A 26,190-nucleotide genomic window follows, 5' to 3' on the forward strand; every position below is an offset into this window, starting at 1 on the left:
TGTGGATCACCGTGGTCAGGGGTGGGTCACCATGGTCGGCAGCAGCGGATCACCGTGTTCAGGGGCTCAGGGGCGGATCACCGTGTTCAGCCTCGATCCACCGAGCTGCTCTTTCGGGGCGTGACTCGGTTCTGCCGATTGCGTTCCTTCAGGGTTGCAGCACGATCTTGCCGCGGGTGTGGCGTTGCTCGAGGTCTCGGTAGGCGTCGCGGACGTGGTCGAGGGGGTAGACCGCGGCGATCGGGATCTCAAGGTCGCCGGCGGCGACCAGGTCGGCGAGTTCGCCAAGGACGGTGGCGTTGCCCCCGACGGCGTTGCCGTCAGTCTTGATCGGGTACTTCTGGGCGGCGGCGAAGTCGGCGATGGTGTCGATGCGTTCCGGCGGGACGCCGAGGTCGAGCGCCAGATCGACATATCCGTGGCCGAAGGTGTCGATGAACGCGTCGATACGGCCGCCCGCCGCCTCGCGGATCCGCGCGGCCAGGTTGTCCCCGTCGTAGGCCACGGGGATGACTCCGTGCTCTTCAAGCCAGGCCCTGTTCGCCTCGCCAGCGAGGCCGATGACCGTGGCACCGGCGTTTCGCGCCAGCTGGACGGCGATCGAACCGACGCCGCCGGCCGCGCCGGAGACCACGACCACCTCGCCGGGGCCCGCCGCCACCGCCCGGACCGCTGCGTACGCGGTGGTGCCTGCGATGAACAAGCCGCCCGCCGCCTCCCAGGAGACTCCCGGCGGCTTGCGGACGAGGTCGGCGGCCTCGACCAGGACGTATTCGGCGTGGCTGGCCCGCTGATTGGTGAAGCCGATCACCTCGTCGCCCGGAGCGAACGCGCTGACCGCCGGCCCGATGCGCATCACGATCCCGGCTAGGTCGCTGCCCTCGCCGGAGGGGAAGTGGGCCGGGAACCGCTCACGCATGACTCCCTCCCGGATCCCGGCTTCGCCCGGGTTGATCCCCGCCGCTTTGACCTGGACCAGTACCTGGTCGGGACCGGGCTCGGGCATGGGGACCTCGGCCACGTGCAGCACGTCGATGCCGCCGTACTGCTCGAAACGGACTGCGCGCATCGCTATCAGCCTCCGGTGTCTCGTTGCCGTGCCGGCCACGCCGGTCGGCCCCGCAGAGTGGTGTGCCCCCTGGCGCTCTCGCGGATCGCGAGTATGCGGCATTCAGGTGGATGGGTGAGCACGCGACCCGGTGTGCGGACTCGTGGTCAGAGTCGGCGGTAGATGTGCACGGCCGGCCAGTCGAAGACGAGGATAGGATTCCGTGTGTGCTCGGGTCCAGGCGCCTTCGAACTCGTCGTGGGAGATCTCCATGGCGGCAAGCTTGGGATCGTAGAGATCGAGCGGTGGGTTGACGGGCCAGTCCTCAGCACGAGATCTGACACCGTCGCCGTTCGGGTGTTGTTCGACTTGCCGGATCCAGCGTCCGGACGGTCCAAGCTCGATGAGCCACTGCGGGCCGGGCTCCGGTTTATCTTCCACCCGACGATCTCCCTGGGTGAGCGGGCGCGTACCCACCACCACAGTCCGCCCATCCCGTAGTCATGCAGCACCAGGTAGCGGTTCGTGCCAGGGTTCGTCGCCTCGCTCGCGGGAGCTGAGACTAGCGCTTCGCGCATCTCGGCCGATCCCGCGGTACGGGTGGCGTGCTCACGATCCGACCTAACCATGATCCGGGCGGCCGGCCGAAAGCCAGTCTGCCTACAGTGGGCTGACGCGCTCGATCGCGGTCGGCTCGCCTCTGAGCAGGTCGTCGTGGGCGATGGCGAAGTCGCCGTTCGGCATGGTTTCGTCGAAGTGCCAGCCCATGACGCGCGGGGGAAGGTATTCGAGGAGTTTCGGGGACGGTTTCCTGCCATAGTGGACCTTCTCGCCCCAGAGCCAGTCCGCTCGGTCTGAACCGAAGAGCAGCCAGTGGTCGGTGAGCACGTTGCTGTCGAGGTCGGGGATGGCTCCGGTGTGGCAGTCGATAGCGGGCAGGACGAGGCGGTCTTCATCTCGCGGCTCGTACCAGAGCATCAGGGGCTTAGCGTCGGCGGCGTCTTTATTGTCGAAGCAGCACAACACGATGGGTTGGCCGGGGTATAGGTCGGCGTAGAAGTCGAAAAGGTCGCGGTTGAGCGCGGGGCGCTTGCGGGGCTCGACGCGTTCGAGTGCGTCGGGGATGTGTGCGGCGTTGTGCGCCAGCACAACGGTGTAGATGTCGTGTTGGAATATCTCGACGCGAGGCGCGGCGGCGATGGCGATGGGGCCGCGCGTTCCGAGCGTTGGGCCAGCGGGTATGGGCCTGACCGCGTCGACCATGCTGTGCAGCACCCGGTCGGCGCTGCCGACTCGCAGGAACTGGCGGGAGGACACTGATTTCGCCGATAGGTGCAGGAGCATGGCGTTCGGGCCCGTCGCGAGGTTGACCGCGGCGTTCTGGTAGCCGAGCACCTCGATCCACCCGTGCTGCGGATGACACCGCCGACCGCAGTAAAGGATAGTGCCCGAGAACTCGGCCGGTGCCATCGAAACGCACATGGCAGGGACGATATCGGAGCAGCCGCCGCGGCGCCGTGGAATATCGCGGCACGGCCTGCGTCCGCCGGCTGCTCCTTACTCGGAGGTGTGGTTGGCCTTTTTTACCGTGCGTTGCAGCCGCTCGCGTATCCGTTGCGGGCGCGGCGGCGCGGGCAGTGTCCAACCGGATATGCGCAGCGGTGCGCTCGCCCAGATCGCCCTGCGCGACGTGAGCGGGCCGAACCCACAGGCCGAACTCGACACTATGATCTGGGCCGCACTGGCACTGGTGGAAACAGCGATCAGCCAGAACGTCGAGAGCATCGCAGCCGACCGCCGACGCTGGCCCGTGCGCGAGCTTCATCTGCTAGTGACGCGGCTGACCGACACCGCGGAAGCGTGCAAGACGATATGCCGCGCTGCGGCGCACACCCTCACCGGCGACCCCTCTGAGGGATTTCGCTCAGTGCCGGTCGACGAAGTGCGCGAGGGAGAGAAGGTCCTGGAGGTCGTTGGCCGCTTCGAGGGCGCACAGGCTGGCGACGGCGAGGAAGCCGAGGCCGGCGGCGAGTGCGATGAGGCTTGTGGCCGGTGCGGGATCGAGCAGGGCCGCGACACGGCGCGGCACGGGTCCGGCGCCGGCGAGCGAACGCCCTGATTCGCGGCTGAATACCGCGCCGAGCGCGAGGATCGGGCTGCGGTGTGCGCGCGCGTGCTTGGTGGCGATGGCCGCGCGCGCCACGGCGGTCGCGACCTGCCGGCGGTCGCCGACGGTTCGCGCGGCGTCCTCGTCGGCCCAGCGCTCCACCGCGTAGTCCACCGCTCCGGCCAGCGGACGCAGCAGCGGATTGGCGGCCGCGGCGAGCCGCGCGGCGCTCGTGTAGATGTAGTGGTGGCCGCTCAGGTGGGCGTGCTCGTGGGCGAGGAGCGCGTGGCGGCCGGGCTCGTCGAGGGCGTCGAGCATGCCGGCGGACACGACGATGCGGCCGGGCAGGCCGGGGACCGTGTAGGCGTCGGCGGCCGGATCGGGTGTGATCACGAGGCTCTGCTGCCCGGGCAGATGCCGGGCGTGGGTGAAGGCGATGCGCAGCGCTCGGGTCCGTTCGAGGGCGAAACTCGCCGTTGCGAGCAGCGCAGCGCCGAACAGTACCCCGGCGACGAGCGCGATCGCGGCCGAGACCGGATCGCCGCCCTCGACGATGGTCGTGGACAGGTGCCCGAGGCGCGCGAACGCCGGGACGCGCACGAGTGCCGCGAGCGCGAGCAGGCCGAGGGCGCCGCAACTGGTCCCGGCGAGTACGACGGCGGCGAGCGTCAGCAGCCAGGTCGCGTATCTCGGGTGCAGGCGCGTGGTGGCCAGGCGGGCCAGCGGGAGCGCGGCGAACGGGAAGAGCAGGGTGACGTACACGAACACGCGCATGCCGCGTCCCCTACTCGGCGTCTGCGGCCGGCTGCTGGAGGCGCGCGTCGAGCAGGCCGCGCAGGAGCTGCTCGTCGTGATCGCCGAGGTCTTCGACGAATCGGGAGAGCACCGCGGTCCGGTCCGCGGCCGCGTCGAGCATCGCGGTCAGCCGGCGCGCGGCCAGGCCCGCCTCGTCGGCGACCGGCGCGTAGCGGAAGGCGCGGCCGTCGCGCTCGCGGGAGAGCGCGCCCTTGTCGAACAGACGGGTCAGAATCGTCACGACGGTGGTGTACGCGAGTTCGTCGGCGCCGTCGCCGTGGTGCGCGGCGAGCCGCTCGCGCACGTCGGCGGGGCTGAGCGGGCCGTCGGCGGCCCAGAGGATCGCGAGGACCGCCGATTCGAGTGTGCCGTGGGCACGGCGCGTGGCGCGCGGGGTTTCGGCGGTACGGGCCTTGCGCAGCGGGGCCATCGGGATCCTTTCGTCCGGCCGGTCGGCAGGCCGCGGCCGACTATGCCAGTGCCGCGGCCCGGTTGTCACCACGGGAGCTGCCGCGGCCCGGTTGTCACCACGGGAGCTGCCGCGGCCCGGTCGTCACCACGGGAGCGGCCGACCGGACTGCTGTAGTTTCCCCGCGGCGTCGCCGGGCACGGCCTCGGTCCGCGCCGCGGTGTTCGCGCCGGCCGCCGCGGCCCGGCCGGCGCTGGTCAGCAGCGGACGCAGCGGCGTGGCCTCCAGCGCGCCGATCAGCCGGTCGAGCAGGCCGCGCAGGAGCACCCAGCCGGCAAGCATGATCACGGTGCTGACGACGATCGCGGCGAACACGTCGTGCGGGTAGTGCTGGCCGAGGTAGATCCGCGAGAAGCCTTCGACGAGCGCGATGATCGCGGCGACGGCGCCGAGCTTGCGGCTGTAGATCAGCAGTCCGACCGCGAGCGCGACGGAGATGATCGTGTGGTCGGACGGGAAGGAGTAGTCCGTCGCGCCGGGGCAGGCCTGGACGGTGGCCACGTGGATGACCAGGCAGGGGCGCGTCTCCTTGAAGACCTGCTTGAGCCCGAGGCCGCAGGCGACGGAGACGACGGTGCCGATCCCGATCCAGGCCACGGCCGCCATCGCCGCCCGGTCCGCGCGCGCCCGCGCCGACCACCAGGCGTAGCAGGCCATGAGCACGAGCACTGCGACCGCGCCCACGGTGTAGAGGCTCATGATCCCGTGCAGCCAGGCGGTGTGCCGGGCGAACGAGGTGATGTCGCGGTACCAGCCGTCGTCGGCGGTGGTCACGGTGGAGACGGCGGTGGTGGCGAGCGCTGGTGCCATGGGCGGGGGCCGTTTCTTCTCGCGGAGCGGTCGGCGGAGCATCTACAAACTTGTAGAAGCCCGATGCGATCATAGACGCTCCACGGCCGCTTCGTGAACACGGGCCGTCAACCAGGTGAACGAGCGTGGCCGGATACCGGCATCACGCTGCTCTCAGCATCGCCGTCTACACTAACGCAGAAATACTACGATCGTGTAGAAGTTGGGGCGCGAGGAGGGGGTCGCCGATGGCCGGGCACTCGAACGGGCCGCGGCGCACCCCGGGCAGTGCGCGCACCCGCGCCCCGCGGCCGCTCCGGGTGGTCGAACCGCCCACTGCGCCGAAAGTGCGCCGCAGCGGCAAGCCACGGGGTCCGGTCATGGCCGTCGCCCAGCTCATGACGGGCATAACCCTCTCCTGCCTCACCGGCGCGCTCGTCCTGGGGACAGTCGCCGGAGCAGTCGCCTTGGCTCTCTACCTGGTCAGGTAAACGCGCGAGAGTTGAGTCCAGCGGACGCCCCCGCGAGGAGTCAGCGGACGCCCCCGCGAAAATTCAGCGCACGCCCGCGCGAAGGGTCAGCGGATGCCCTCGCATGAATTCAGCGGATGCCCGCTCAAGGACTCAGCCTGACACGGCCGGCCGGCTCAGCTTTCGGCGGCGAGTTCCCGGGCGGCGGTCTCCAGGTCCTTGGCCGTATCGATGGCGCGCCAGTAGACGCCCTCGGGGATCAGGTAGCCGGCGAGCCTGCGCTCGCGCGCGAGGGCGGGGAACGTCTTGCGTTCGTGATCGCCGAGGTCGGGCAGCAACGGGGTGAATTCGGGGGCGAAGACGTACACGCCGGCGTTGACCGGCCACGGGGTGGGCGGGGACTCGACGAAGTCGGCGATCAGGCTGCCGCCGGGAATCGCGGCGTCGCCGTCGAGTTCGATGACGCCCCACGGGATGCGCGGGCGGGCGAGCGCGAGCGTGCCGAGGGCGCCGCTGCGCGCGTGCAGATCGGCCATGTCGCGCAGCGGGAAGCGCGTCCAGATGTCCGCGTTCAGGGCGTACCAGGGCTCGTCGGGACGCGGCAGCCGGCGCGCGGCGAACTTGAGGCCGCCGCCGCGGCCGAGCTCGGTCTCCTCGACGGCGGTCGTGGCCCGCACCGGGAGGTCCGTCCGCGCGATCCACGCCTCGAGCACCTCGGACAGGTGGCCGCAGGAGATGACGACGTCGGTCACCCCCTCGGCCGCGAGCCAGTCGAGCTGGTGCTCGAGGATCGTGCGGCCGGTGCCGGGGATCTCGATCAGCGTCTTGGGAAGCGTGTCGGTGTACGGCCGCAGCCGCGAGCCCTTGCCGCCGGCCAGCACGATCGCCTGCGTGACCGGGCCCGGCGCCTGCTCCCGTCGTTGTGTCGGCATCTTCGCAGGATAGCCGGTAGGGCTGGGCGCAGTCGCCGACCGGCGCGTCAAGGGGCAGGGACATTCGGCTGAGCGGAATCAGCCGGCGGGTGCCGCGGAGCCGGCCGCTCAGCCGCCGCTGATCGCCGCGATGATCTGCACGGTCGCGCCGGGCACCACGACCGTCTCGACGCCGCCGAGCTCGCGGATGTCGGTGCCGTCGAGGTAGATGTTCACGTGCCCGCGGACCCGGCCGCGCTCGTCCCGGATCCGCCGCTCCAGCGCCGGGACCTGGCGCCGGAGCTCGTCCAGGACGAGGGTCAGCGGCGAGCGCGGCCCGGCGACGCCGTCGGCCGGCAGCTCGACGCTGATCTCGGAGCGGCCGCCCGCGAAGCCGGCGAGCGCGCTCGGGATGACGACCCGCGCGGCCGTCGCCCACTCCCCGGCCGTCTCCGACTCCTCGGCCGTTCCCGGCTCCTCGGCCCTCACCGACTCGGCCGTTCCCGGCTCCCCGGCCCTCACCGACTCCTCGGCCGGCCGCGCGGTCCCGGTCCTGTCGTGCATCTGATCCCGCCTCAATCGAGCACCGTCGCGCGGACCGAGAGGACGTCGGGCAGGCCCGTCGCCACGGTGGTCCAGCGGTCGTCGGCGCACGCGTAGAGCTCGCCGGTCCGGGTGCCGAAGTACACACCCGCCGGGTCGGCGTCGTCGGTGCACAGCGCGTCGCGCAGCACCAGGCCGTAGAAATCCTCGGCCGGCAGGCCCTCGCTCGCGCTGCTCCAGGCCTCGCCGCCGTCCTCGGTGCGGTAGACCCGGCGCCGGAAGTCGGGGGCGAACCGGAAGCCGTCGCTGGTCAGCGGGAACAGGTAGGCGCTGCCCGGCCGGTGCTTGTCCGCGGCGACGGCGAAGCCGAACTCGGCGGGCAGCCCCTTCGCGGCCTCGGTCCAGGTCCCGCCCCAGTCGGCGCTGCGGTAGACGCCGTTGTGGTTCTGCAGGTAGAGCCGGTCCGGATCGCCCGCGTCCGGCGCCACCTTGTGCACGCACTGGCCGAACTCAGGGTACTGCTCCCCCTCCGGCAGGAAGGTGCACTTGATCCCGGAGTTCGCCGCGCTCCAGCTGCGGCCGCCGTCCCTGGTCCGGTAGACGCCGCCGGAGGACATCGCCACCAGCATCCGGTCCGGGTCGCCCGGGTACGGCACGATCGTGTGCAGCGCCTGCCCGCCGCCGCCGGGCGCCCATTCCGGCCGGTGCGGGTGGTCCCACAGCGCCTGGTTGAACTCGAAGGTCCGCCCGCCGTCCTCGGAGCGGAACAGCGCGGTCGGCTCGGTGCCCGCATAGACCACGCCGGGCTGGTCCTCCGGTCCGGGCTGGATCTGCCAGACGCGGCCCAGCGCGGCGGCGGTCTTCTCGGGGAAGGACACCGGCGCGTGGTCCGGCTCCTGCCAGCTGCGGCCGAAGTCGTCCGAGTGCAGGACGGTCGGCCCCCAGTGCTCGCTCGTCGCCCCGGCGAACAGGCGCGGCGCGGTACCCCGCGTGTCGATGCCCACGGCGTAGATCGCCTGCATCGGCAGTTGGAGCGACTCGGTCTCCCAGCTTCCGGCGCGCCGGCGGGCCAGGACGAGGCCCTTGCGCGTACCGGCCAACAGCAGTGTTTCGGCCATGAATCCGACTCTAGACCCGGGTTCGGACATTTTCCCGGCAGACGGCCCTTCGCCACGGTTCCGGCTCGGCGGCTAGTCTTCCGGCGTGGATGACGCACGCATACGACGCGTACTGGTGGCCGGGATCGACGGGGTGCGGCTCGACCTGCTCGACGCCCTCGACACGCCGCATCTCGACGGGGTCAGGGACGCGGGCTTCCTCGCGCCGGTGCTGGTCGACGAGCAGACGCCGACGATGTCCGGGCCCTGCTGGGCGACGATCGCGACCGGCGTGCACGTCGGCAAGCACGGTGTCTGGAGCAACGACTTCACCGGCAACCGGCTCGGTGCGTTCCCCGACTTCACGACGCGGCTCGCGCGCTTCTACGGCCGCAGGACCTTCGTCGCGGCGGGCTGGGACCCGCTGGTGCTCGCCCGCGACGGCGGTCCGTTGTTCAGCGCGCCGAGCCGGCTGCTCTACGTCAACCCGGAGGCGCACACGGCCGAGGCGTGGGAGCAGGTCGACGAGGAGATCACCGTCGACGCGGAGGCCGTGCTGCGCCGTGACCCGATGGACGCAGCGTTCGTCTACCTCGGCGCCGCGGACGAGACCGCGCACCTGCACGGCTGCGGCCGGCGGTATCGCGACGCGATCGAGAACGCCGACGCGCGGCTCGGACGCCTTCTCGCCGCCGTGCGCGGCCGACCCGAGTACGAGCGCGAAGACTGGACGGTCATCGTCGTCACCGACCACGGGCATGTCGAGGATGGCGGCCACGGCGGCCGATCCACCCTCGAGCGCACGGCGTGGATCGCGGCCTGCGGCCCGGACCTCGCCCCCGGCGTCGCCCCGGACCGCGAACTGCGGCACGTCGACGTCGCCGCCCACGCCTTCGCCGCGCTCGCCATCGAGCCGGACCGCCACTGGACGCTGGACGGCGCACCCTTCCGTACGGTCAAGGACGCGGGATAGCGGCTGCACGGGTAGCGGCGGCACGGGTAGCGGCTGCGCGGGTAACCCCCTCGGGGCTACCGCCGCAGGGTTACCGCTGCGCGGTAACGGCTGGGAGCGTTCACAGCATATTTCCTCTAGAGTGCGTCGGGTGGATCGTTCGCGGCAGCCCGAGACGACGCAGTCCGAGGCGACAGAGACGTCGGCAGGCACCGTCACCGACTCGACCGCGGACTCCCCCACGACAGCCGCGCCCCTGTTCACCACCGTCGCCACGGTCGCGGCCTGCGCGGGCTTCGTTCTGCTCGGCGCGCTCTCGGCGTATTACGGCCCGTCGATCCCCGCGCTGCGCAGCCGCTTCGGGCTGGCGCCCTCCGTCGCCGGCCTAGCGCTGAGCATGTACTTCGGCGGCGCGTGCGCGGGAGTACTCGTCGGCGGCACGCTGCACCGCAAGCTGCGCAACGGCCGCCTGCTGCTCATATCGTTCCTGCTGATGGCCGTCGGCTCGCTCGGCTTCGCACTCGCCTCGACCTGGTCTCTCGCGCTGACTGCGAGTCTGGTGCTCGGCTTCGGCGCAGGCGGCATGGACTACGGCCTGAATCAGCTCTTTTCGGTCGGCTTCGGCCGGCGCAGCCCCGCGATGCTCAGCGTCCTCAACGCGTTCTACGGCGTCGGCGCGGTCGCCGGACCGCTGCTGATCAGCCTGGTCGGCGCCAACAACTACCCGTACGCCTTCGCCGGCACCTCGGTGCTCCTGGTGATCGTCGCATGCGTCCTGCGCACGGTCCGAGACAGCCGAGACAGCGAACCGGAACACGCTTCCAGCTTCGTACGGACGCAAGGAAACCCGACCCGCGTAGTCATCCCCATCATTATCGCATTCCTAGCGCTCTACACCCTCCAGGTCGCAGTCGAGACGGGCGTGGGAGCGTGGGAGCCGACATACCTTCAGCTGCTCGGCCGTGGCGCGGACTACGCGGCGAACGCGACCTCCGTCTACTGGCTCGGCCTGACCCTCGGCCGATTCCTCGTCGCGCCGCTGACGCTGCGTTGGAGCGAGCCCACGATCGTCTGCGTCAGCTGCCTGGGAACCACCGTGTGCCTGGCACTGGCCGCGGTCCCGTCGATCGCGCCGTACGCCCTGGTCGGCGCCGGACTCTTCAACGCACCCGTCTTCCCGGCAGGACTCCCCTGGCTCAACCGCGCCGCGCCCGGCGTACGCTGGGCCGCGACGGCCGCGATCCTGGCCGCGAACCTCGGCGGCGTGGCCGCGGGACCGTTGCTGGGCCTGGCGATCGAGGTCTTCGGCGGCGGCTCCATCGCGTGGACGCTGACGATCGTTTCCGCGGTCTGCGTCGCGCTGGCGGTCTGGCTGCGGTACGCGACGAGTGCGACCAAAGCGGCCGCGCGCATACCGGTCACCGACCCGTAACCTCTGCCACACGCTCCCGTACGGCGCGCCTCCACCACAAACCGGCGGCAACGGGCATACTCGCCGTCATGGAGCTCATGGTGCAGACGGGCGGTGGCGAGGTCTGGGTCCGGGACAGCGGCGGCGACGGCGTTCCCGTCGTCCTGCTGCATCCCGGCTGGGGCGACTCCGGGATCTGGGATGAGATAGCGCGCGAACTGGAGGCCCAGCAGGTCCGCGTCGTGCGCTACGACTCCCTCGGGTACGGCGAGTCCTCGGCCCCGACGCAGCGGTACACAGCCCTCGAAGAACTGCGCGCGGTCCTCGACCGCCTGGACGTGCGCCGCGCCGTGCTCGCCGGCCACAGCGGCGGCGGCGGAACGGCCCTGAGCATGGCGATAGCCGAGCCGGACCGAGTAGCCGAGCTGATACTCCTGGCCCCCGGAGCCTCCGGCTACCCGTGGCCGCGGGACGACCCGTTCATGTCCGACATCTCGGCCGCGGTGCAGGCGAGGGACGTCGAGGGCGCCGTGGAGATAGGCCTGCGCACCTGGGCCCGCGCCGGCTCCGGCGAGGCCGTCGAGACCCAGATACGCAGCGCGGTGGCAGGCATGGAGCGCCAGGCGAGGTACCTCGACGAAGACCCGCCGGTCTTCGACCGCCTCGGCGAGATCAGGACCCCCGCGACGATGTTCGTGGGCGACCTCGAATACCCGATGGTCGCCGACTGCTGCCGGGCGATCGCCGACCGCCTCCCCTCCTGCCGCGTACTCACCCTGCCCGGCTCCGACCACATGGTCCCCCTCCGCGCCCCCGGCGCCGTCGCCGAACTGGTCCTCATGGCCGTCACCGCCGCCGAGACCCCGGCGTAGGCCGACCGAGTCGCGAGATCTGCGATCAGCATCCGGATAGGCCGATTGAGGGAAAGATACCGCGCTGTATGTCCGGATTGCCGGAAAGCCGATGGCATGATCCGATGGCATGTCGGGACTACGCAAGGCGATGCAGGGTGCGACCGCTGTATCGGGCGAGCTGCTGATCACACTCGGCGTGCTGGTCGGGCTGTACGTCCTGTACCTGCTGTTCTGGACCGGCGTCGTCGCGCAGAAGGCGGCGCGCACTAATCTGTGCACCTTGCGCAAGGAGTGGGCGGCGTCGGTGAGCGTGCAGCCGCAGGCGGCGCAGCCGTTCGCGACGATTCAGATCCCGCAGATCCGCAATCCCGAGGTCTGGCCGGTGCTGGACGGCACCGCGCAGACGGAGCTGAGCCAGGGCGTGGGCTGGTACCCGATGACGGCGCAGCCGGGCGGCGCGGGGAATTTCGCAGTGGCGGCGCACCGGCGGACGTGGGGCGACATGTTCCGCTACCTCGACGAGGTCAAGACGGGCGACACCGTGATCGTTCAGGACGGGAACACGACGTACACCTACCGCGTCATCGAGGACCCGGTGTACGTCGCGCCGACCGAGAGCGACGTGCTCGACAGCATCCCCGCTCACTCGGGCCTGACGAAGGCAGGGCACTACATCACACTGACGACGTGCGATCCGGTGTACAACGCGTGGCGCAGGCTGATCGTCTTCGGTGAGTTGGAGTCCAGGCAGACCGTGCAGACGGTGACCAGGTCCTGCTGAGACGCCGTTTTCTGCTCAGCCTGCCGAGCTGGAGGAGCCGCCAAGGACGGTGCCGCCCAGGGAGGCGCTCACTTGCTGGGCATAGGCGGTGTCGTCGGGGACGAGGACGACCCAGTTCCGGCCTAGCACGGCTCGTTCCGACGTGCTGCCGATCAGGAGTCCGGAGGCTTGGGCGGAGGTCAGCGTGCTTGCGTAGGCCTGCGCGTCGGTGTGGTTGTCGAAGACGGTCGCGGTGACGTTAGTGCCGGCCACCGTGCTGGACGACGCATTCGGAATCGAGCACGCCGTCACACTTTGCAGGCCGGGAGCCTTGACGCTGGTGATGCTGTCGCCGGACAGCGGCGTGCACGGGTGGCCAGCCGATTTGAGGGCGCTGATCACGTCGGAGCTGGTGGTGTAGCTGCCGCCGTCGGATGGCCGGGCGGACGCGGTGCCCGCGGCGCCGCTGCCGGTTCCCGTGGCTCCCGTGGCGGTGGCGGTAGCGGTCGCGGTGGATGCCGGGCCGGGCTGGGCGTCGCCGCCCGACGAGGCCGAACAGGCCGTCAGGCCCAGTGCTGCCGCCACGACGATGGCGTACGCCGCGGCGGTGCGGGTGGGTGTCGAACGCATCGGGCCTCCCGAATGTCCAGAAGCGGTTCGCCTCGGCCGAGCGTACTCGCGGTAACTTCGCTGGGAAGGACCAATCGGAGCCGGGATGGACCAATCGGAAATGCGGATGGTCCGACCGGCGCCGATGCTGGGCGCTATGGCGATCACGGACTCGAAGCGGACGGAGCCCGACGACGGCTCGGGCGGGGCCGGGAGCGCCGGCGGCACGGGGGTCTGGGCCGAGGTGCGCGACGCCGTCTCGCCGCGGTCGTTCCTGCTGGTGGTGGCGACGCTCGGGCTCGGGCTCGGCTTCGTGCTCTCGTATGTAGGGGCGCTGCACGATCCGCAGCTGCGGAATCTGCCTGTCACGGTCGCCTCGTCGAGCCCGTCGGCGACGAAGCAGGTCGTGGGCCAGCTCTCGTCCTCGGTGCCGCCCGGGATGATCGTGCCGACGGCAGGCACTTCGGTCGCGGCGGCCACGCAGCAGGTGAAGGACCGCGAAACCGGCGGGGCGTTCATCCCGGATCTGACAGGGACGCAGGACACGCTGATCGTGGCGTCGGCGGCGGGCAGCGCGCAGGCGACGGCCCTCGAGAAGCTTTTCACCTCGCTCGACGAGAAGCGGAATCGCACGCTGAAGGTCGACGACGTCGTCCCCGCCGGGTCCCGGGACTTCGACGGGCTCTCCGCGTTCTACCTGGTCGTGGGCTGGTGCGTGACGGGGTATCTGATCGCCTCGATCCTCGGCGTCAGCGCGGGCTCGCGTCCGGCGAATCCGACGCGCGCGGCGGTCCGGCTCGGCGCGATCGCGCTGGCCGGCTTCGTCGCCGCGATCGTCGGGACCTGGCTCGTCCAGCAGCACGTCCTCGGCGCGCTCAGCGGTCGGTTCTGGCCGATGGTCGCGACCGGCACGCTGCTCATCGTGGGCGTCGGGGCGGTCACGATGGGCCTGCAGATCGCGTTCGGCGTCGCCGGGATCGGCCTCGCGGTGCTGCTGGTCGTCGTGCTCGGGAATCCGTCGGCAGGCGGGGCGTTCCCGCGCTCGATGCTGCCCCCGTTCTGGCGCGCGATCGGCGCATTCCTCCCGCCGGGCGCCGGGACGGACGCGGTGCGTTCGATCTCGTACTTCGGCGGGGCGCAGACCGGCTACCCCATGTTGATCATGGGCGGGTACGTGCTGGCCGGGCTCGTGCTGACGCTGGTCCTGTGCGTGCTGAAACCTCCGGCGCGGAACACGGGGACGGCGAAGCACCCGTAGCGGCGCCCCGGGCGTGCGAGGATCGGCGGTATGTCCGAGTGGGTCAGCTCCTCGCAGTCGTATCTTTCGCCGCGCGACGCGGCGTCGCCCGACCCCTGGCAGCGGGAAGCCGCCGACGCCGGGCGCGTGGGCGCTCATCGGCTGATCCTGGTCGGGATGAAGGTGCCGCCCGCGCGGGTCAGCGGTCTGCTCGGCGTCGCTGAGGGGGCGGCCGCGGTGCTTCGCAGGCGTCTCGTCACGCTCGACGGCGTTCCGGTCGAGGTCTCAGACTCCTGGTATCCGGCGGCGATCGCCGAGGGAACGCCGCTCGCGGCGGATCGGCCGATCAAGGGCGGCGCGGTTCGGGCGCTCGCCGAGCTCGGTTACGTGGCCGCGCGCCATGTCGAGGAGGTCGCCGTCGTCGACACGCCTGCGGAGTTCCGCGACGTGCTCGTGGACTCGCCGGTCATCGAGCTGGTCCGGACGAGTTACTCGGCGGGCGGCGTGCCGTTCGAGGCCGCGGTCATGCTGATGAGCCGCGACATGGCGCCGGACGTCCCCCGTCGCCTCCGGTACGAGTTCAGGTCGCCGACGCCGCCGCCGCCGGGGCAGGCCTGATCTCCAGCTCGTCGAGCAGCTGCTGCGTCGCGGCGGCGACCGCCTCGACTGCCGCGTCGAAGACCTCGCGGTTGCGGGCGGAGGGAGCGCGGAAGCCGGAGATCTTGCGGACGTACTGCAGCGCGGCGGCGTGCACGTCCTCAGGGCCGACTTCGGTCGCCATCGGCGGGCGGAGGGTCTTGATGCTTCTGCACATGAGGGCAGTCTCCCTCCCGGCACCGACAACGGGCCAGAGCAGGCTGTCGCGGGCCTGCCGCTACAGCGCGACGGCCAGCAGCGGCAGGACGCGGCCCGGGGCCACGCCGGAGGGCACCCCGCCGATCCGGACCGCGCCCCTGGCCAGGTAGAACGGCTCGGCGTTCGGGTCGGCGGCGATGGTCAGGCGGTGGAAGCCGAGGTCGAGGGCCAGGGCGGTCAGGTGCGTGAACAGCGCGCCGCCGACGCCGGTGCCGATCGCGGGCGGGTCGACGAAGAGCATGCCGAGCTCGCCGGCCGGGGGCTCGCCCTCGATGGTGCCGAAGCCGAGCAGCTGCCCGTCGGTGTCCGGCTCGCGGGAGACCGCCACCTGCGTGCGGCGCTCCACGATCCGGTCGGCGGGCAGGGTCAGCTCCTCGCTGGCCGCCGCCATGAACGCGGCGTCGTACCCCCAGTGCGCCTTCGAGCGCAGCGCGAGCGCGCTGAGCTGCGCGGCCTCGTCGGGCCGGGCCGCGCGGATCGCGAAATCTGTCACGCGCTCAGCGTACGTCCGATCACCGGACCCGGCTTCCGTCACGCGCCGGGGTCCCCGCCGAGGCGTCGGTCCAGCTCGGCGACGGTCCTGAGCCAGGATTCGTGCGCCGGATCGATCAGCTCGAAGTGGCCCATCCCGGTGAACGCGGCCAGTTCGGCGCTGTCCCCCGCGGCCCGCGCGGCGGCGACGTAGTCGACGCCCTGCCGGAAGGGGACGCGGTCGTCGGCGTCTCCGTGCACGACGAGTTGGTGCACGGCCGGCCCGAGCGGCAGGAGTTCGATCGGCGAGGCGAGCGCGTAGTCGGGCACGTCGGCCGGCTCACCGCCCATGAACTCCTCCGCCGCGGGCAGCCGGTCCGCGCCGGCGTCGAGCCGCGCTCGCGCCGCCGCGCGCAGGTCGGAGACGCCGGCCTGGGACACGACGAGCCGGACCGGCGCCGGGGCGTGGTGCGCGGCCCACAGCGCGAGGTGGCCGCCTGCCGAGTGTCCGACGAGCGCGAGCCGGCCGATGTCGAGCCCGCTCGCCGCCGCGCGCAGTGCCGCGGCGACGTCCTCGCAGGTCCCGGGCCAGCCGCCGCCGTCCTCGCCCAGCTTCCGGTACTCGACGTAGACGGCGGTGTATCCGCGTTCGACGAGGTCCCGGGCCAGCGGGTCCATGAGGGTCCGGTCCCAGGGCAGCCGCCAGAAGCCGCCGTGGATCAGCACGACGACGGGCCCGGGCCCGCCGCCGCCCCGCGCCGGCCGGTGGATCTCGACGAACTGGGAGGGGTGGTCCCCGTACGCGATCTGGCTACCGATCGCTCGTTCTGATGAATTGCGCATCGGGTGCAGAGTACCGGCCGGATGTGCACCGTTAGGGGTCTGTGACCGCCCACCGCCGAAATTCCTCGTCCATCTCCGGTGAAGTCCGGATCGTCTACCGCGCCGACGGCACGGCCACGGTCAACGGCGCCCCGGTCGTGATCAGGCCCGGCCAGGACATGCGGGACGCCGCGTATCAGGCGGCGGTCGCGCTCGCGGCGGCGTCGGGGGCGACCGGGCCGGTCGTGGCGACGAGCATCGAGCCGGACGGCGTGGCGTATCCGGTCACGCTGTACCCGGGCAGGGCGGCGCCGGCCGTCGCGGAGGCGGGCCCCGCGGGAGCCGGCGCCGCGGGCGCTCTCCACCGGGTTCGTCACGCGTGGTACCGCCCGACCCTGAGCATGGGCTGGATGGCCGCGGCGGCGTGCGCGTGCGTACTGCTGTCGGTGCTGGCCACGGTGCTGTTGCACGAGGACGGGCCGCCGATCGTGCGGCTGTCGGTGGACACCGAGAACGACCCCACGCGCACCCCGGCCGCCCAGTCGATCGGCCACGCCATCTCCACCGCCCCCGGCGTGATGAGCACCGAGCGCATCAGGGCGCTGGCGAAGCGGGGCGCCGCGGCCAAGCCGAGCGCGTCGGCGGCGCCGTCGGCCTCGCAGTCGACGGTCGCCGCGGGCATCGGCGCGCAGCCCACGCCCGGCGTGCCGCTCGGGCCGCAGCCCTCGCCCGGGACGATCCCGATCGGCCCGAGCCAGGACCCCGGCGCCTCGCCGTCGGGAGGGACGAAGCGCGTCACCGTCACCGGGCTGACGCTGTCGATGGTCGGCGGCGATCAGTCGAATCAGAACATCGCGTACGTCGCCACGGTCACGACGAGCAATTCGGAGCCGTTCACGCTGACGTACACGTATTCCGGGGCCGGCGGCCGCGCGGCCGTCACCCGGACCGTCCAGCTGTCCGGCAGCACGAACTACGTGGTCGCGAACCTGATCCCGTCCCAGCCGTACTGCGGCGGACCGGTGACGATGACCGTCTCGACGTCTCCCGCGGCGAAGACCGGCCCGGCGACGGCGACGGCTCAGCCGGGCTGCTGAACCGGGGGCTGCTCGACCGTGGGCGCCGTCGGCGGAGTCGATCCCGGCGGCGCCGTCGGGGTCGAGCGGCCCGGGCGCACGTACAGCACGGCGCCGAGCGCCGCGACGAGGCACGCGACGCCGCCGACGGCGAGTCCGGTGCGCGGGTCGGAGACGGCGATGATCCAGCCGACGAGCGGTCCGCCGATCGGCGTCGTGCCCTGGAACGCGACCTGCCAGAGCGAGATCACCCGGCCGCGCATCTCGGGGCGCGCGGCGAGCTGGATCGTCGAGTTGCCGATGGAGATGAACGACACGCTCGCCCAGCCCGCGAACAGCATCGCGACGTAGACGACCCACAGGTTCGGGGCGTACGCGGTCAGCAGGATCGTCACCCCGAAGCCGAGGGAGGCGAGGACCATCGAGCGGATGCCGGTGCGGGCGAGGCGCGCGGTGATCAGGCCGCCGACCGCGGCGCCGACGCCCATCGACGCCGTCATGAAGCCGTAGACCTCGGAGCCGCCGTGGAAGGTGCGCTGGGCGAGGACCGGCAGCGAGACCTGGAACTCGTAGGCGAGCAGTCCGACGAGGCCCATCATGCCGAGGGGGACGATGATCTGCCGCGTCTGCATCGCGTACCTGAGGCCCTCGCGCAGCTGGCCCTTGGCGCGCGGCGCGGGCGGACTCGGCCGCAGCTGGCCGCGATCCATCAGCAGCAGCGAGGCGACCACGGCGACGAAGCTGGCCGCGTTGAGCAGGAAGCAGATCCCGACGCCGACGCCGGCGATCAGCAGGCCGCCGATGCCGGGACCGACCGCGCGGGCGGCGTTGACGGTGACGGAGTTGAGCGTGATCGCGTTGCGCAGCTGGTCGACGCCGACCATCTCGCGGATGAAGGACTGCCGCGGCGAGTTCTCGAAGGCGTTGTTGACGCCGAGGAAGACCGCGAGGACGCAGATCTCCCAGAAGCGGACCACGTGGAAGACCGTGAGCAGGCCGAGCAGCAGCGCCTGGACGCCCATGATCGCCTGCAGCACGGTCATCAGCCTGAGCTTGTCGGAGCGGTCGGCGATCACGCCGCCGTAGGGGCCGAGCAGCAGCACCGGGAGCGTCTGCAGGGCCGTGACCAGGCCGAGCGCGGTGGGCGAGTGGGTGAGCGTGAGCACCAGCCAGGCCTGGGCCGTCATCTGCATCCAGGTGCCGACGAGGGAGATGCCCTGCCCGGTGAAGTAGCGGCGGTAGTTGGGGATCCGGAGCGAGGAGAAGGTGGAGGTCGTCGACGGCCGGGCCGCTGAACTGCTCGTGCCGCTCATCGGATCTCCTCCCGCGCGAAATCACTGAGCTTAGCTCAGCATAACACTCTATGCTTAGCGCTCCTAAGGAATTATCCTCGACACGGGAGGTGCTGTCGTGTCCGAGGACCGGTACAAGTGGGTGGCCCTGTCGAACACCACGCTGGGCATGTTCATGGCCGTGGTGGACGCCTCGATCGTCATCATCTCGCTGCCCGCGATCTTCCGCGGCATCGGACTCGACCCGTTCGCCGCCGGGAACATCAGCTACCTGCTGTGGATCATCATGGGATACCTGCTGGTCACGGCGGTCCTGGTGGTCACGCTCGGGCGGCTCGGCGACATCCTCGGCCGGGTGCGGATCTACAACCTCGGCTTCGTCGTGTTCACCCTGGCCTCGATCGCGCTCTCCTTCGACCCCGCGCACGGCGGCGGGGGCGCGCTCTGGCTGATCGTCTGGCGGCTGGTGCAGGCCGTCGGCGGCGCGATGCTGATGGCGAACTCGGCGGCGATCATCACCGACGCGTTCCCGGCCGAGCAGCGCGGCATGGCCCTCGGCGTCAATCAGATCGCGGCGCTGGCCGGGCAGTTCATCGGACTGGTCCTCGGCGGCGTGCTCTCGGTCTGGGACTGGCGCGCGGTGTTCTGGATCAACGTGCCCTTCGGCGTCTTCGGCACGATCTGGGCCTATCGCAGCCTGCGCGAGGTCGGCGAGCGGCGGCCCGCGAAGATCGACTGGTGGGGCAATCTGACGTTCGCGGGCGGCCTCGCGCTGCTCCTGGCCGCGATCACGTACGGAATCCAGCCCTACGGCGGGCACTCGATGGGCTGGACGAACCCGTACGTGCTCGGCGGACTGATCGTCGGCGTCGTGATGCTGATCCTGTTCGGCCTCATCGAGCAGCGCGTGGAGCAGCCGATGTTCCGGCTCTCGCTGTTCCGCAACCGGGCCTTCGCGGCGGGCAACGCGGCCGCGCTGCTCGCCTCCGTGGCGCGCGGCGGCATGCAGTTCATGCTGATCATCTGGCTGCAGGGCATCTGGCTGCCGCTGCACGGATACGACTACGCGGACACGCCGCTGTGGGCCGGCATATTCCTGCTGCCGCTCACGGCCGGGTTTTTGCTCGCCGGGCCGCTGTGCGGATACCTGTCCGACCGGTACGGCGTCTTCTACTTCACGACCGGCGGCCTGACGCTCTTCGCGCTCAGCTTCATCGGACTGCTGCTGCTTCCGCTCGATTTCCCGTACTGGGCGTTCGCGCTGCTGATCACGCTGAACGGATTCGGCTCCGGCATGTTCTCGGCGCCGAACACGTCGGCGATCATGAGCAGCGTCCCGGCGACTCATCGCGGAGCCGCGTCCGGCATGCGCTCGACGTTCCAGAACTCGGGCATGTCGCTCTCGATCGGCGTCTTCTTCTCCCTGCTGATCGCGGGTCTGGCCGGCCGCCTTCCCGGCGCGCTCTACTCGGGGCTGAGCTCGCAGGGCGTGTCCTCGGCCGCCGCGCACCACGCGGCGCAGCTCCCGGCGGTCTCGACCGTCTTCGCGGCGTTCCTCGGCGCCAACCCGATGCAGACGCTGCTCGGCCCGACCGGCGTGCTCGAGACGCTCTCGCCCGCCGCGAGGGCCACGGTCACCGGCAAGACCTTCTTCCCGAACCTGATCTCCGACCCGTTCCACCACGGCCTGATGATCGTGTTCGCCACGGCCGCCGGAATGGCGCTGCTCGCGGCGCTCGCCTCGATGCTGCGCGGCGCGACGCCCGCCAAGGACCCGGACGGCCGCTCGGCCGGCGTGCCGCAGGTGCCGGTCACCCGAACGCACTGAGCCCCTGCTCTCTTCGCATGAAGCGCGCCCGCGCGTTACGCCGCTTCGCGGTCGATTATGTGGATACTTGACGAATCGTCCGACTAGCCCGATCCTCGTGCCATGACGCAGCATCAGGCGACGAACTCGCCGGTCGCCGCAGTCCGGCCCCGAATACTCCGCACCGCACCCGGTGCGTGATTCAGCGCGCCGGTGCGGGGACCGGGAGCCCGGTCCGACGACCAGCCATCGTTGACTCATCCGACCGCTCGAGGCCGAGCGCGTCTGCGAAGGAAGAGCCCTGCGTTGTCCGACATCACCACAGCGGGGGCGCGCCAGGCCCCGCCGATCGAGCCGGTCGCCGACTCGCCGTTGGACCTGCCCACGAGCGAGCGCGACCCGAACTGGTTCAAGCGCGCCGTGTTCTACGAGGTCTTCGTCCGCACCTTCTTCGACGCGAACGGGGACGGCACCGGGGACCTGCGGGGGATGACCGCGCGCCTCGACTACCTGCACTGGCTCGGCATCGACTGCATCTGGCTGCCGCCGTTCCTGAACTCGCCGCTGCGCGACGGCGGCTACGACGTGTCGGACTACACCGGGATCCTGCCGGAGTTCGGCGACCTCGGCGACTTCGTCGAGTTCGTGGAGGCGGCGCACGCCCGCGGCATCCGGGTGATCATCGACTTCGTGATGAACCACACGAGTGACGCGCACCCGTGGTTCCAGGCCTCGCGCACCGACCCGCAGGGCCATTACGGCGACTTCTACGTCTGGGCCGACGACGACCAGGGCATGGCCCAGGCGCGGATCATCTTCTCCGACACGGAGACCTCGAACTGGGCCTTCGACCCGGTGCGCAAGCAGTACTTCTTCCACCGGTTCTTCTCGCACCAGCCGGACCTGAACTACTACAACCCGAAGGTGCGCCGGAAGATGATGGCGGCGCTGCGCTTCTGGCTGGACCTGGGCATCGACGGCTTCCGGCTGGACGCGGTGCCGTACCTCTACCACGAGGAGGGCACGAACGGGGAGAACCTGCCGCAGTCGCACGCGTTCCTCAAGGAGGTCCGCGCAATGGTCGACCGCGACTACCCGGACACGGTCCTGCTCGCCGAGGCCAACCAGTGGCCCGCCGACGTGATCGACTACTTCGGCGACCCGGAGGTCGGCGGCAACGAGTGCCACATGGCCTTCCACTTCCCGGTCATGCCGCGCATCTTCATGGCGGTCAAGCAGGAGTCCGCGCAGCCGATCGCGGAGATCCTGGCGCAGACCCCGGCGATCCCGGACACCTGCCAGTGGGGCATCTTCCTGCGCAACCACGACGAGCTCACGCTCGAGATGGTCACCGACGAAGAGCGCGCCTACATGTACGAGCATTACGCGCCCGACCCGCGGATGAAGGCCAACGTCGGCATCAGGCGCCGGCTGGCCCCGCTGCTGGACAACGACCGCCGCCAGATCGAGCTGTTCAACGCCCTGCTGCTCTCGCTGCCCGGCAGCCCGGTGCTGTACTACGGCGACGAGATCGGGATGGGCGACAACATCTGGCTCGCCGACCGGGACGGGGTGCGCACCCCGATGCAGTGGAATCCCGACCGCAACGCCGGGTTCAGCCAGTGCGACCCCGGCAGGATGTACCTCCCGGCGATCATGGACCCGGTGTACGGCTACCAGCGCGCGAACGTGGAATCGCAGATGAAGGACACGTCCTCGCTGCTGCACTGGACCAAGCGCATGGTCGAGCTGCGCAAGCAGAATCTCGCCTTCGGCATGGGCGAGTACATCGCGATCGAGTCCTCGAACCCGGCCGTGCTGGCCTTCGTCCGCCACCTCGACGCGGACAAGGCGCCCGACGGCCGGGAGTCGACCGTGCTGTGCGCGACGAACCTCTCCCGCTACCCGCAGCCGACCGAGCTCGACCTCGCGCGCTTCCAGGCGACGGAACCGGTCGAGCTGATCGGCGGCGTGCCGTTCCGCAAGATCGGCGACGTCCCGTACCCGCTGACCCTCTCCGGCCACGGCTTCTTCTGGTTCCGGCTGGACGAGCGCGACTGACCCGGCGGCCGGCCCCGGCGGCCGGTTCCGGCCGTTTCCGACCCCCCGGACTCCCGGGCACGCACGCTGCGTGCCCGGGAGTCCGCTGTTGCGCCTCTAGGAATACTCAGGATCGTCATGCACAATCTCCGCAGAAAGGTAGGAGCCGCCCTTGCCGCCCTCCGCTGCGCAGACCAAGCCGGCCAGCACGCAGCCTCACCCGCTGCACTGGCTCGGCTATGCCGCGCTGTGCGGCTGGCTGGCCGGCCCGCTGCTCGCCGCGGGCTACTGGATGGCCAGCGGGGACGCGGACGAGGGACAGGTCCACTTCAGCCCGGGCAGCGCCTATGCGCCGTGCGCCGGACTGCTGCTGGTGTGGGGCGCGTTCGTGTGGATGACGCACAGCACGCTCAACACCGGCTGGAGGGTCGCGGCCAAGCGCGCCGCGCTCGTGCTCGGCTTCGGCAGCGCCGGCTGGCTGCTCGTGCAGTTCCTCGACCTGCCGGCAGGCTCCTCGATCAACCAGCTCGCGCTCGAGTGGGCGGCGCTGACGCTGCCGTACCCGGCGGCCGCCGCGATCGTGCAGCGGCGCGCGCTGCGGCCGGTGGTGGATGCTGTGGCCGCCGTCGGGGCCATGGCCACGGTAAGCGCGAAAACGGCGCGCGAGGCCGCCGAGGCCGCGGTGCCCGCGCCGACCATCGCGCCGCGCTGGATACTCCGCTACCGGACGCACGCGATCGGCGCCGCGTGCCTCGCCGTCCTCGCGGGCGGCCTGGCGATGGAGAGCGTCGGCAACGGCCAGGCGACCGCCGCGGACATGCCGGTCCGCTCCGCGACCGCCGAGCCCGAGGCCCCGGCCGCGATGCTGCTGCTGGTGAAGCCCCCCAGCCGCTATAGGGCGAGCTCGTACGGCTACGTCGACGGCGTCGCCACGATCAGCTACTCGGGCCACGACACCCCGACCCCGGCCGCCGACGACCTCGAGGTGATCGTCGCCCCGGGCACCGGCTCGCCCTGCTCGGTCGACTGGAGCAGCGCGGACTACTCCGTCGCGGAGGGCGACCGGTTCTCCTGCAGCCAGACCTCGGCCGGCCGCTGGGTCGCCGACGACGGCTCCGGCGACCGCCTCTACATCGGCGGGCACGGCTGCTACCTCGTCGCCCTCGCGGTCGACGCAGCCTCCGACGACCCGATCGACCCGGCCTCGCTGCCGAAGCTGTTCGGCACGCTGCACGAGGCCGGCTACAGCCAGCGGGCCCTGCTCAACGCCGAGGAAGACGCGCAGTTCTGACGCTCTGACCATCCGTTATGCAGGTCCGAATACGCTCTGAACACCTTCGATCCCGATTCGGACTCGCGCCTTAACGCGGTCTCATGATGCTCTAATCGCGTCCGGACAACCTGGTCGGCATGGCGATCACGGCAACGCAAGACACCACGGTCCCGGCGAGCGAACCGCCGCGGCCGTCACGTTTCCGGCCCTCCCGAGACTGGTTGTTCCCCGCGGACCAACCACGCTGGGCGAGGCCCGGACTGCTCGCGGTGGCCGCGCTGGCCGCGCTCATCTTCACCTGGGGCGCGTTCCACACGGCCACCAACAACTTCTACGCGGCCGACGCCCGCAGCATGTCGATGAGCTGGAAGAACTTCCTCTACGGCGCATTCGACCCGGCGGGCTCGGTCACGATCGACAAGCTCTGGGGCTTCCTGTGGCCCCAGGCGCTGGCGGTCAAGATCTTCGGCTACCACGCGTGGGCACTGGCCCTGCCCGAGGCGATCGAGGGCGTGATCAGCGTCCTGGTCCTCTACCGGCTGGCCCGGCGCTGGACCGGGCGCAGCGACGTCGCCCTGCTCTCGGCGGGCCTGTTCACGCTGACCCCGATCGTGGCGGCCACGTTCGGCCACTCCGGGCTCGAGGACAACGCGCTGACGATGTGCCTGATCCTGGCCACCGACGCGTTCCAGCGCGCGGCGAACGAGGGCCGGCTGCGCTCGCTGGCGCTGTCCGGGTTCTGGATCGGCATGGCGTTCCAGACGAAGATGGTGCAGGCCTGGACGGTCGTGCCGATCTTCGGCCTGGTGTACCTGATCTGCGCGCCGCACCCGCTGCTCAAGCGGATCCGGCACACGCTGGCCTTCGGCGCGGTCACCGCGGTGGCCTCGCTCTGGCTGATGGTCGTCGTGCAGCTGACCCCGGCCGCGGACCGGCCGTTCATCGACGGGTCCAACGGGTCGAACAACATCTTCACGATGGTGTTCGACTACAACTTCACCAGCCGCTTCGGCTCGCTCAGCTCGACCACGAGCGGCGGCAGCTTCGGCGGCGGGGGCAGCGACTGGGGCAAGCTGCTCGGCGCGAGCTTCGCCTCGCAGATCGGCTGGCTCTACCCGCTCGCCCTGATCGCGCTGGTCTTCGGCCTGATCAAGGCGCGCGGAGCCGGCCGGGCCGACGGCGTGCGCGCGGGCTACCTGATGTGGGGCGGCACGCTCGGCATCACGGCGCTGGCGTTCAGCGCGGGCACGATCCCGCACTCGCAGTACATGACGGTGCTCGCGCCGGGCCTCGCGGCGCTGGGCGCGGCCGGCATCGTCGGGATGTTCCGGGCCTTCCGGGACGGGGAGAAGCTGGGCTGGCTGCTGCCGGCGGCCATCGCGGCGACGGTGCTGTGGGCGACGCGGCTCTCGTACGAGAACACCGTGTTCCTCAGCTGGCTGCCGCCGCTGGTGATCGCGCTCGGCCTGGCCTCGATCCTGCTGCTGATCGCGTACCGGGTGCGCCGGATCGGCAAGGTGCTCGCGGCCGGGATCGTGCTCGGCACCGCGGCGATGGTGGCCACGCCCGCGGCCTGGGCGCTGTCCACCTTCGACACCTCGGACGGCTACAACGGCACCTCGATCAACGCGGCGGCCGGCCCGTACTCGGGCCAGTTCGGCAGCGCGGGGCGCACCGGCGGGATGAGCGGCGGACCCGGCGGTTCGGGCAGCACGTCCGGCGGCCCCGGCGGCACCGGCCAGATGCCGGGCGGCTCGTCGAGCGACACCGGCTCCGGCTCGTCGTCCGGCGGGTTGGGCGGCGCGCCGAGCGGCGGCTTCCCCGGCTCGTCCTCGGGCAGCTCCGGTTCCACCTCGTCGGGCTCGTCGAACAGCGGCGCGCCGAGCGGCGGCTTCCCGGGCTCGTCCTCCAGCGAATCCGGCTCGTCCGGAGCGCCGAGCATGGGCGGCGGCGGTATGGGCGGCGGAGGCGGCAGCACCCCCGGCGGCAGCGGCAGCACGCTGTCCACGGCCCAGGAGCAGCTGCTGACGTACCTGAAGGCCCATCAGGGCAGCGCCAAGTACCTGTTCGCGGTGATGAGCTCCGGCGACGCCGAGGACTACATCGCGAACGCCGGCGCCTCGGTCCTGCCGGTCGGCGGATTCAGCGGCAACAACGGCTACCCCTCGCTGGCGCAGTTCAAGGAGCTGATCGCGAAGGGCGAGCTGAAGTACGTGCTGCTGAGCAGCTCCGGCGGAATGGGCGCGGGCATGGGCGGCTCGGGCTCCGGCTCGACCTCGGCGATCGAGTCCTGGGTCAAGGCGAACTGCAAGGCCGTCTCGTCCTCGTCCGTCAGCTCGAGCGTCGGCACGCTGTACGTGTGCTCGTCGAGCTGACCGGAGGCCGGGGCCGTCAGGAAGGGAACGGGACGGCCGAAGGAAACGCAGGACGGGTGAAGGGAACGAAGGACGGCTGATCGTGCGGGATCAGCAGTCGACGGCGGGCGGCCGATGGTCGCCCGCC

General features: G+C 71.2%; 24 protein-coding genes. 11 read left to right on the forward strand and 13 right to left on the reverse strand.

Annotated features, from left to right (window positions below):
• Nucleotides 1-148 precede the first annotated feature (148 nt).
• The 8 genes from KDK95_RS14885 to KDK95_RS14920 form a co-directional block, all read right to left on the reverse strand.
• Nucleotides 149-1,069 carry an NADP-dependent oxidoreductase gene (locus KDK95_RS14885; protein WP_212518747.1) on the reverse strand — a complete coding sequence of 307 codons (921 nt, stop codon included), beginning with the start codon at nucleotides 1,067-1,069 and terminating at the stop codon, nucleotides 149-151.
• 639 nt (nucleotides 1,070-1,708) lie between these two features.
• Nucleotides 1,709-2,530, reverse strand: a complete 822-nt coding sequence (locus KDK95_RS14890) for a hypothetical protein (RefSeq protein WP_212518748.1) — start codon at nucleotides 2,528-2,530, stop codon at nucleotides 1,709-1,711.
• A 442-nt stretch (nucleotides 2,531-2,972) separates the two neighbouring features.
• Entirely contained in the window at nucleotides 2,973-3,929 is a 957-nt protein-coding gene (locus KDK95_RS14895) for a M56 family metallopeptidase (RefSeq protein ID WP_212518749.1), read from the reverse strand.
• A gap of 10 nt (nucleotides 3,930-3,939) precedes the next feature.
• Complete coding sequence (locus KDK95_RS14900; protein ID WP_212518750.1) at nucleotides 3,940-4,380, reverse strand: BlaI/MecI/CopY family transcriptional regulator; 441 nt, start codon at nucleotides 4,378-4,380, stop codon at nucleotides 3,940-3,942.
• 123 nt (nucleotides 4,381-4,503) lie between these two features.
• The gene (locus tag KDK95_RS14905) at nucleotides 4,504-5,229 is read right to left on the reverse strand and encodes a phosphatase PAP2 family protein (protein ID WP_212518751.1); all 726 of its coding nucleotides are present in this window, start codon (nucleotides 5,227-5,229) and stop codon (nucleotides 4,504-4,506) included.
• Nucleotides 5,230-5,854: 625 nt separating this feature from the next.
• Nucleotides 5,855-6,610 (reverse strand): nucleotidyltransferase family protein, encoded by a 756-nt coding sequence (locus KDK95_RS14910; protein WP_212518752.1) that lies wholly within the window; start codon nucleotides 6,608-6,610, stop codon nucleotides 5,855-5,857.
• 108 nt (nucleotides 6,611-6,718) lie between these two features.
• The gene (locus tag KDK95_RS14915) at nucleotides 6,719-7,153 is read right to left on the reverse strand and encodes a MoaD/ThiS family protein (protein WP_212518753.1); all 435 of its coding nucleotides are present in this window, start codon (nucleotides 7,151-7,153) and stop codon (nucleotides 6,719-6,721) included.
• Between the two features lie 11 nt (nucleotides 7,154-7,164).
• A complete protein-coding gene (locus tag KDK95_RS14920) occupies nucleotides 7,165-8,250 on the reverse strand; it encodes a WD40/YVTN/BNR-like repeat-containing protein (RefSeq protein ID WP_212518754.1) in 1,086 nt (361 codons plus the stop codon).
• 85 nt (nucleotides 8,251-8,335) lie between these two features.
• Between KDK95_RS14920 and KDK95_RS14925 the strand changes: the two genes are divergently transcribed.
• The 4 genes from KDK95_RS14925 (at nucleotide 8,336) to KDK95_RS14940 (ending at nucleotide 12,227) form a co-directional block, all read left to right on the forward strand.
• On the forward strand, nucleotides 8,336-9,202 hold the full coding sequence (locus KDK95_RS14925; protein WP_307844361.1) for an alkaline phosphatase family protein: 867 nt from the start codon (nucleotides 8,336-8,338) through the stop codon (nucleotides 9,200-9,202).
• A gap of 130 nt (nucleotides 9,203-9,332) precedes the next feature.
• Nucleotides 9,333-10,613: an MFS transporter gene (locus KDK95_RS14930; protein WP_212518755.1), complete on the forward strand. Its 1,281-nt coding sequence runs from the start codon at nucleotides 9,333-9,335 to the stop codon at nucleotides 10,611-10,613.
• Between the two features lie 68 nt (nucleotides 10,614-10,681).
• Entirely contained in the window at nucleotides 10,682-11,464 is a 783-nt protein-coding gene (locus tag KDK95_RS14935) for an alpha/beta fold hydrolase (RefSeq protein ID WP_212518756.1), read from the forward strand.
• 109 nt (nucleotides 11,465-11,573) lie between these two features.
• On the forward strand, nucleotides 11,574-12,227 hold the full coding sequence (locus tag KDK95_RS14940) for a class E sortase (RefSeq protein ID WP_212518757.1): 654 nt from the start codon (nucleotides 11,574-11,576) through the stop codon (nucleotides 12,225-12,227).
• A 15-nt stretch (nucleotides 12,228-12,242) separates the two neighbouring features.
• Here KDK95_RS14940 and KDK95_RS14945 read toward each other — a convergent pair whose 3' ends face one another.
• Complete coding sequence (locus tag KDK95_RS14945; protein WP_212518758.1) at nucleotides 12,243-12,836, reverse strand: hypothetical protein; 594 nt, start codon at nucleotides 12,834-12,836, stop codon at nucleotides 12,243-12,245.
• Nucleotides 12,837-12,972: 136 nt separating this feature from the next.
• Here KDK95_RS14945 and KDK95_RS14950 point away from each other — a divergent pair, with 136 nt between their 5' ends.
• Nucleotides 12,973-14,073, forward strand: coding sequence for a hypothetical protein (locus tag KDK95_RS14950; protein WP_212518759.1), 1,101 nt, complete (start codon nucleotides 12,973-12,975; stop codon nucleotides 14,071-14,073).
• Between the two features lie 30 nt (nucleotides 14,074-14,103).
• Nucleotides 14,104-14,670: a UTRA domain-containing protein gene (locus KDK95_RS14955; RefSeq protein ID WP_212518760.1), complete on the forward strand. Its 567-nt coding sequence runs from the start codon at nucleotides 14,104-14,106 to the stop codon at nucleotides 14,668-14,670.
• Here the strand turns inward: KDK95_RS14955 and KDK95_RS14960 are convergent.
• The 3 genes from KDK95_RS14960 to KDK95_RS14970 are packed head-to-tail and all read right to left on the reverse strand — an operon-like array spanning nucleotide 14,633 to nucleotide 16,221.
• Nucleotides 14,633-14,866 (reverse strand): DUF2277 domain-containing protein, encoded by a 234-nt coding sequence (locus tag KDK95_RS14960; protein WP_212518761.1) that lies wholly within the window; start codon nucleotides 14,864-14,866, stop codon nucleotides 14,633-14,635. The two genes, KDK95_RS14955 and KDK95_RS14960, sit on opposite strands and share 38 nt — an antisense overlap.
• Before the next feature lie 60 nt (nucleotides 14,867-14,926).
• Nucleotides 14,927-15,400 carry a GNAT family N-acetyltransferase gene (locus tag KDK95_RS14965; RefSeq protein ID WP_307844362.1) on the reverse strand — a complete coding sequence of 158 codons (474 nt, stop codon included), beginning with the start codon at nucleotides 15,398-15,400 and terminating at the stop codon, nucleotides 14,927-14,929.
• A gap of 38 nt (nucleotides 15,401-15,438) precedes the next feature.
• Nucleotides 15,439-16,221, reverse strand: coding sequence for an alpha/beta hydrolase family protein (locus tag KDK95_RS14970; RefSeq protein ID WP_212518762.1), 783 nt, complete (start codon nucleotides 16,219-16,221; stop codon nucleotides 15,439-15,441).
• 41 nt (nucleotides 16,222-16,262) lie between these two features.
• On the opposite strand from KDK95_RS14970, the gene KDK95_RS14975 reads away from it, so the two are divergent.
• Nucleotides 16,263-17,297: a hypothetical protein gene (locus KDK95_RS14975; RefSeq protein WP_212518763.1), complete on the forward strand. Its 1,035-nt coding sequence runs from the start codon at nucleotides 16,263-16,265 to the stop codon at nucleotides 17,295-17,297.
• Here KDK95_RS14975 and KDK95_RS14980 read toward each other — a convergent pair.
• The gene (locus KDK95_RS14980; RefSeq protein WP_212518764.1) at nucleotides 17,282-18,589 is read right to left on the reverse strand and encodes an MFS transporter; all 1,308 of its coding nucleotides are present in this window, start codon (nucleotides 18,587-18,589) and stop codon (nucleotides 17,282-17,284) included. The two genes, KDK95_RS14975 and KDK95_RS14980, sit on opposite strands and share 16 nt — an antisense overlap.
• Before the next feature lie 148 nt (nucleotides 18,590-18,737).
• On the opposite strand from KDK95_RS14980, the gene KDK95_RS14985 reads away from it, so the two are divergent.
• From KDK95_RS14985 to KDK95_RS15000, 4 genes are all read left to right on the forward strand, one after another.
• Entirely contained in the window at nucleotides 18,738-20,396 is a 1,659-nt protein-coding gene (locus KDK95_RS14985) for an MFS transporter (protein WP_212518784.1), read from the forward strand.
• 327 nt (nucleotides 20,397-20,723) lie between these two features.
• Nucleotides 20,724-22,436, forward strand: coding sequence for a maltose alpha-D-glucosyltransferase (gene treS / locus KDK95_RS14990; RefSeq protein WP_372463327.1), 1,713 nt, complete (start codon nucleotides 20,724-20,726; stop codon nucleotides 22,434-22,436).
• Nucleotides 22,437-22,587: 151 nt separating this feature from the next.
• The gene (locus tag KDK95_RS14995; protein WP_212518766.1) at nucleotides 22,588-23,706 is read left to right on the forward strand and encodes a hypothetical protein; all 1,119 of its coding nucleotides are present in this window, start codon (nucleotides 22,588-22,590) and stop codon (nucleotides 23,704-23,706) included.
• Nucleotides 23,707-23,825: 119 nt separating this feature from the next.
• Nucleotides 23,826-26,063: an ArnT family glycosyltransferase gene (locus KDK95_RS15000; RefSeq protein ID WP_212518767.1), complete on the forward strand. Its 2,238-nt coding sequence runs from the start codon at nucleotides 23,826-23,828 to the stop codon at nucleotides 26,061-26,063.
• Nucleotides 26,064-26,190: the final 127 nt, after the last annotated feature.

This window comes from Actinospica acidithermotolerans, from assembly GCF_018139625.1.
Classification (GTDB): Bacteria; Actinomycetota; Actinomycetes; order Streptomycetales; family Catenulisporaceae; genus Actinospica; species Actinospica acidithermotolerans.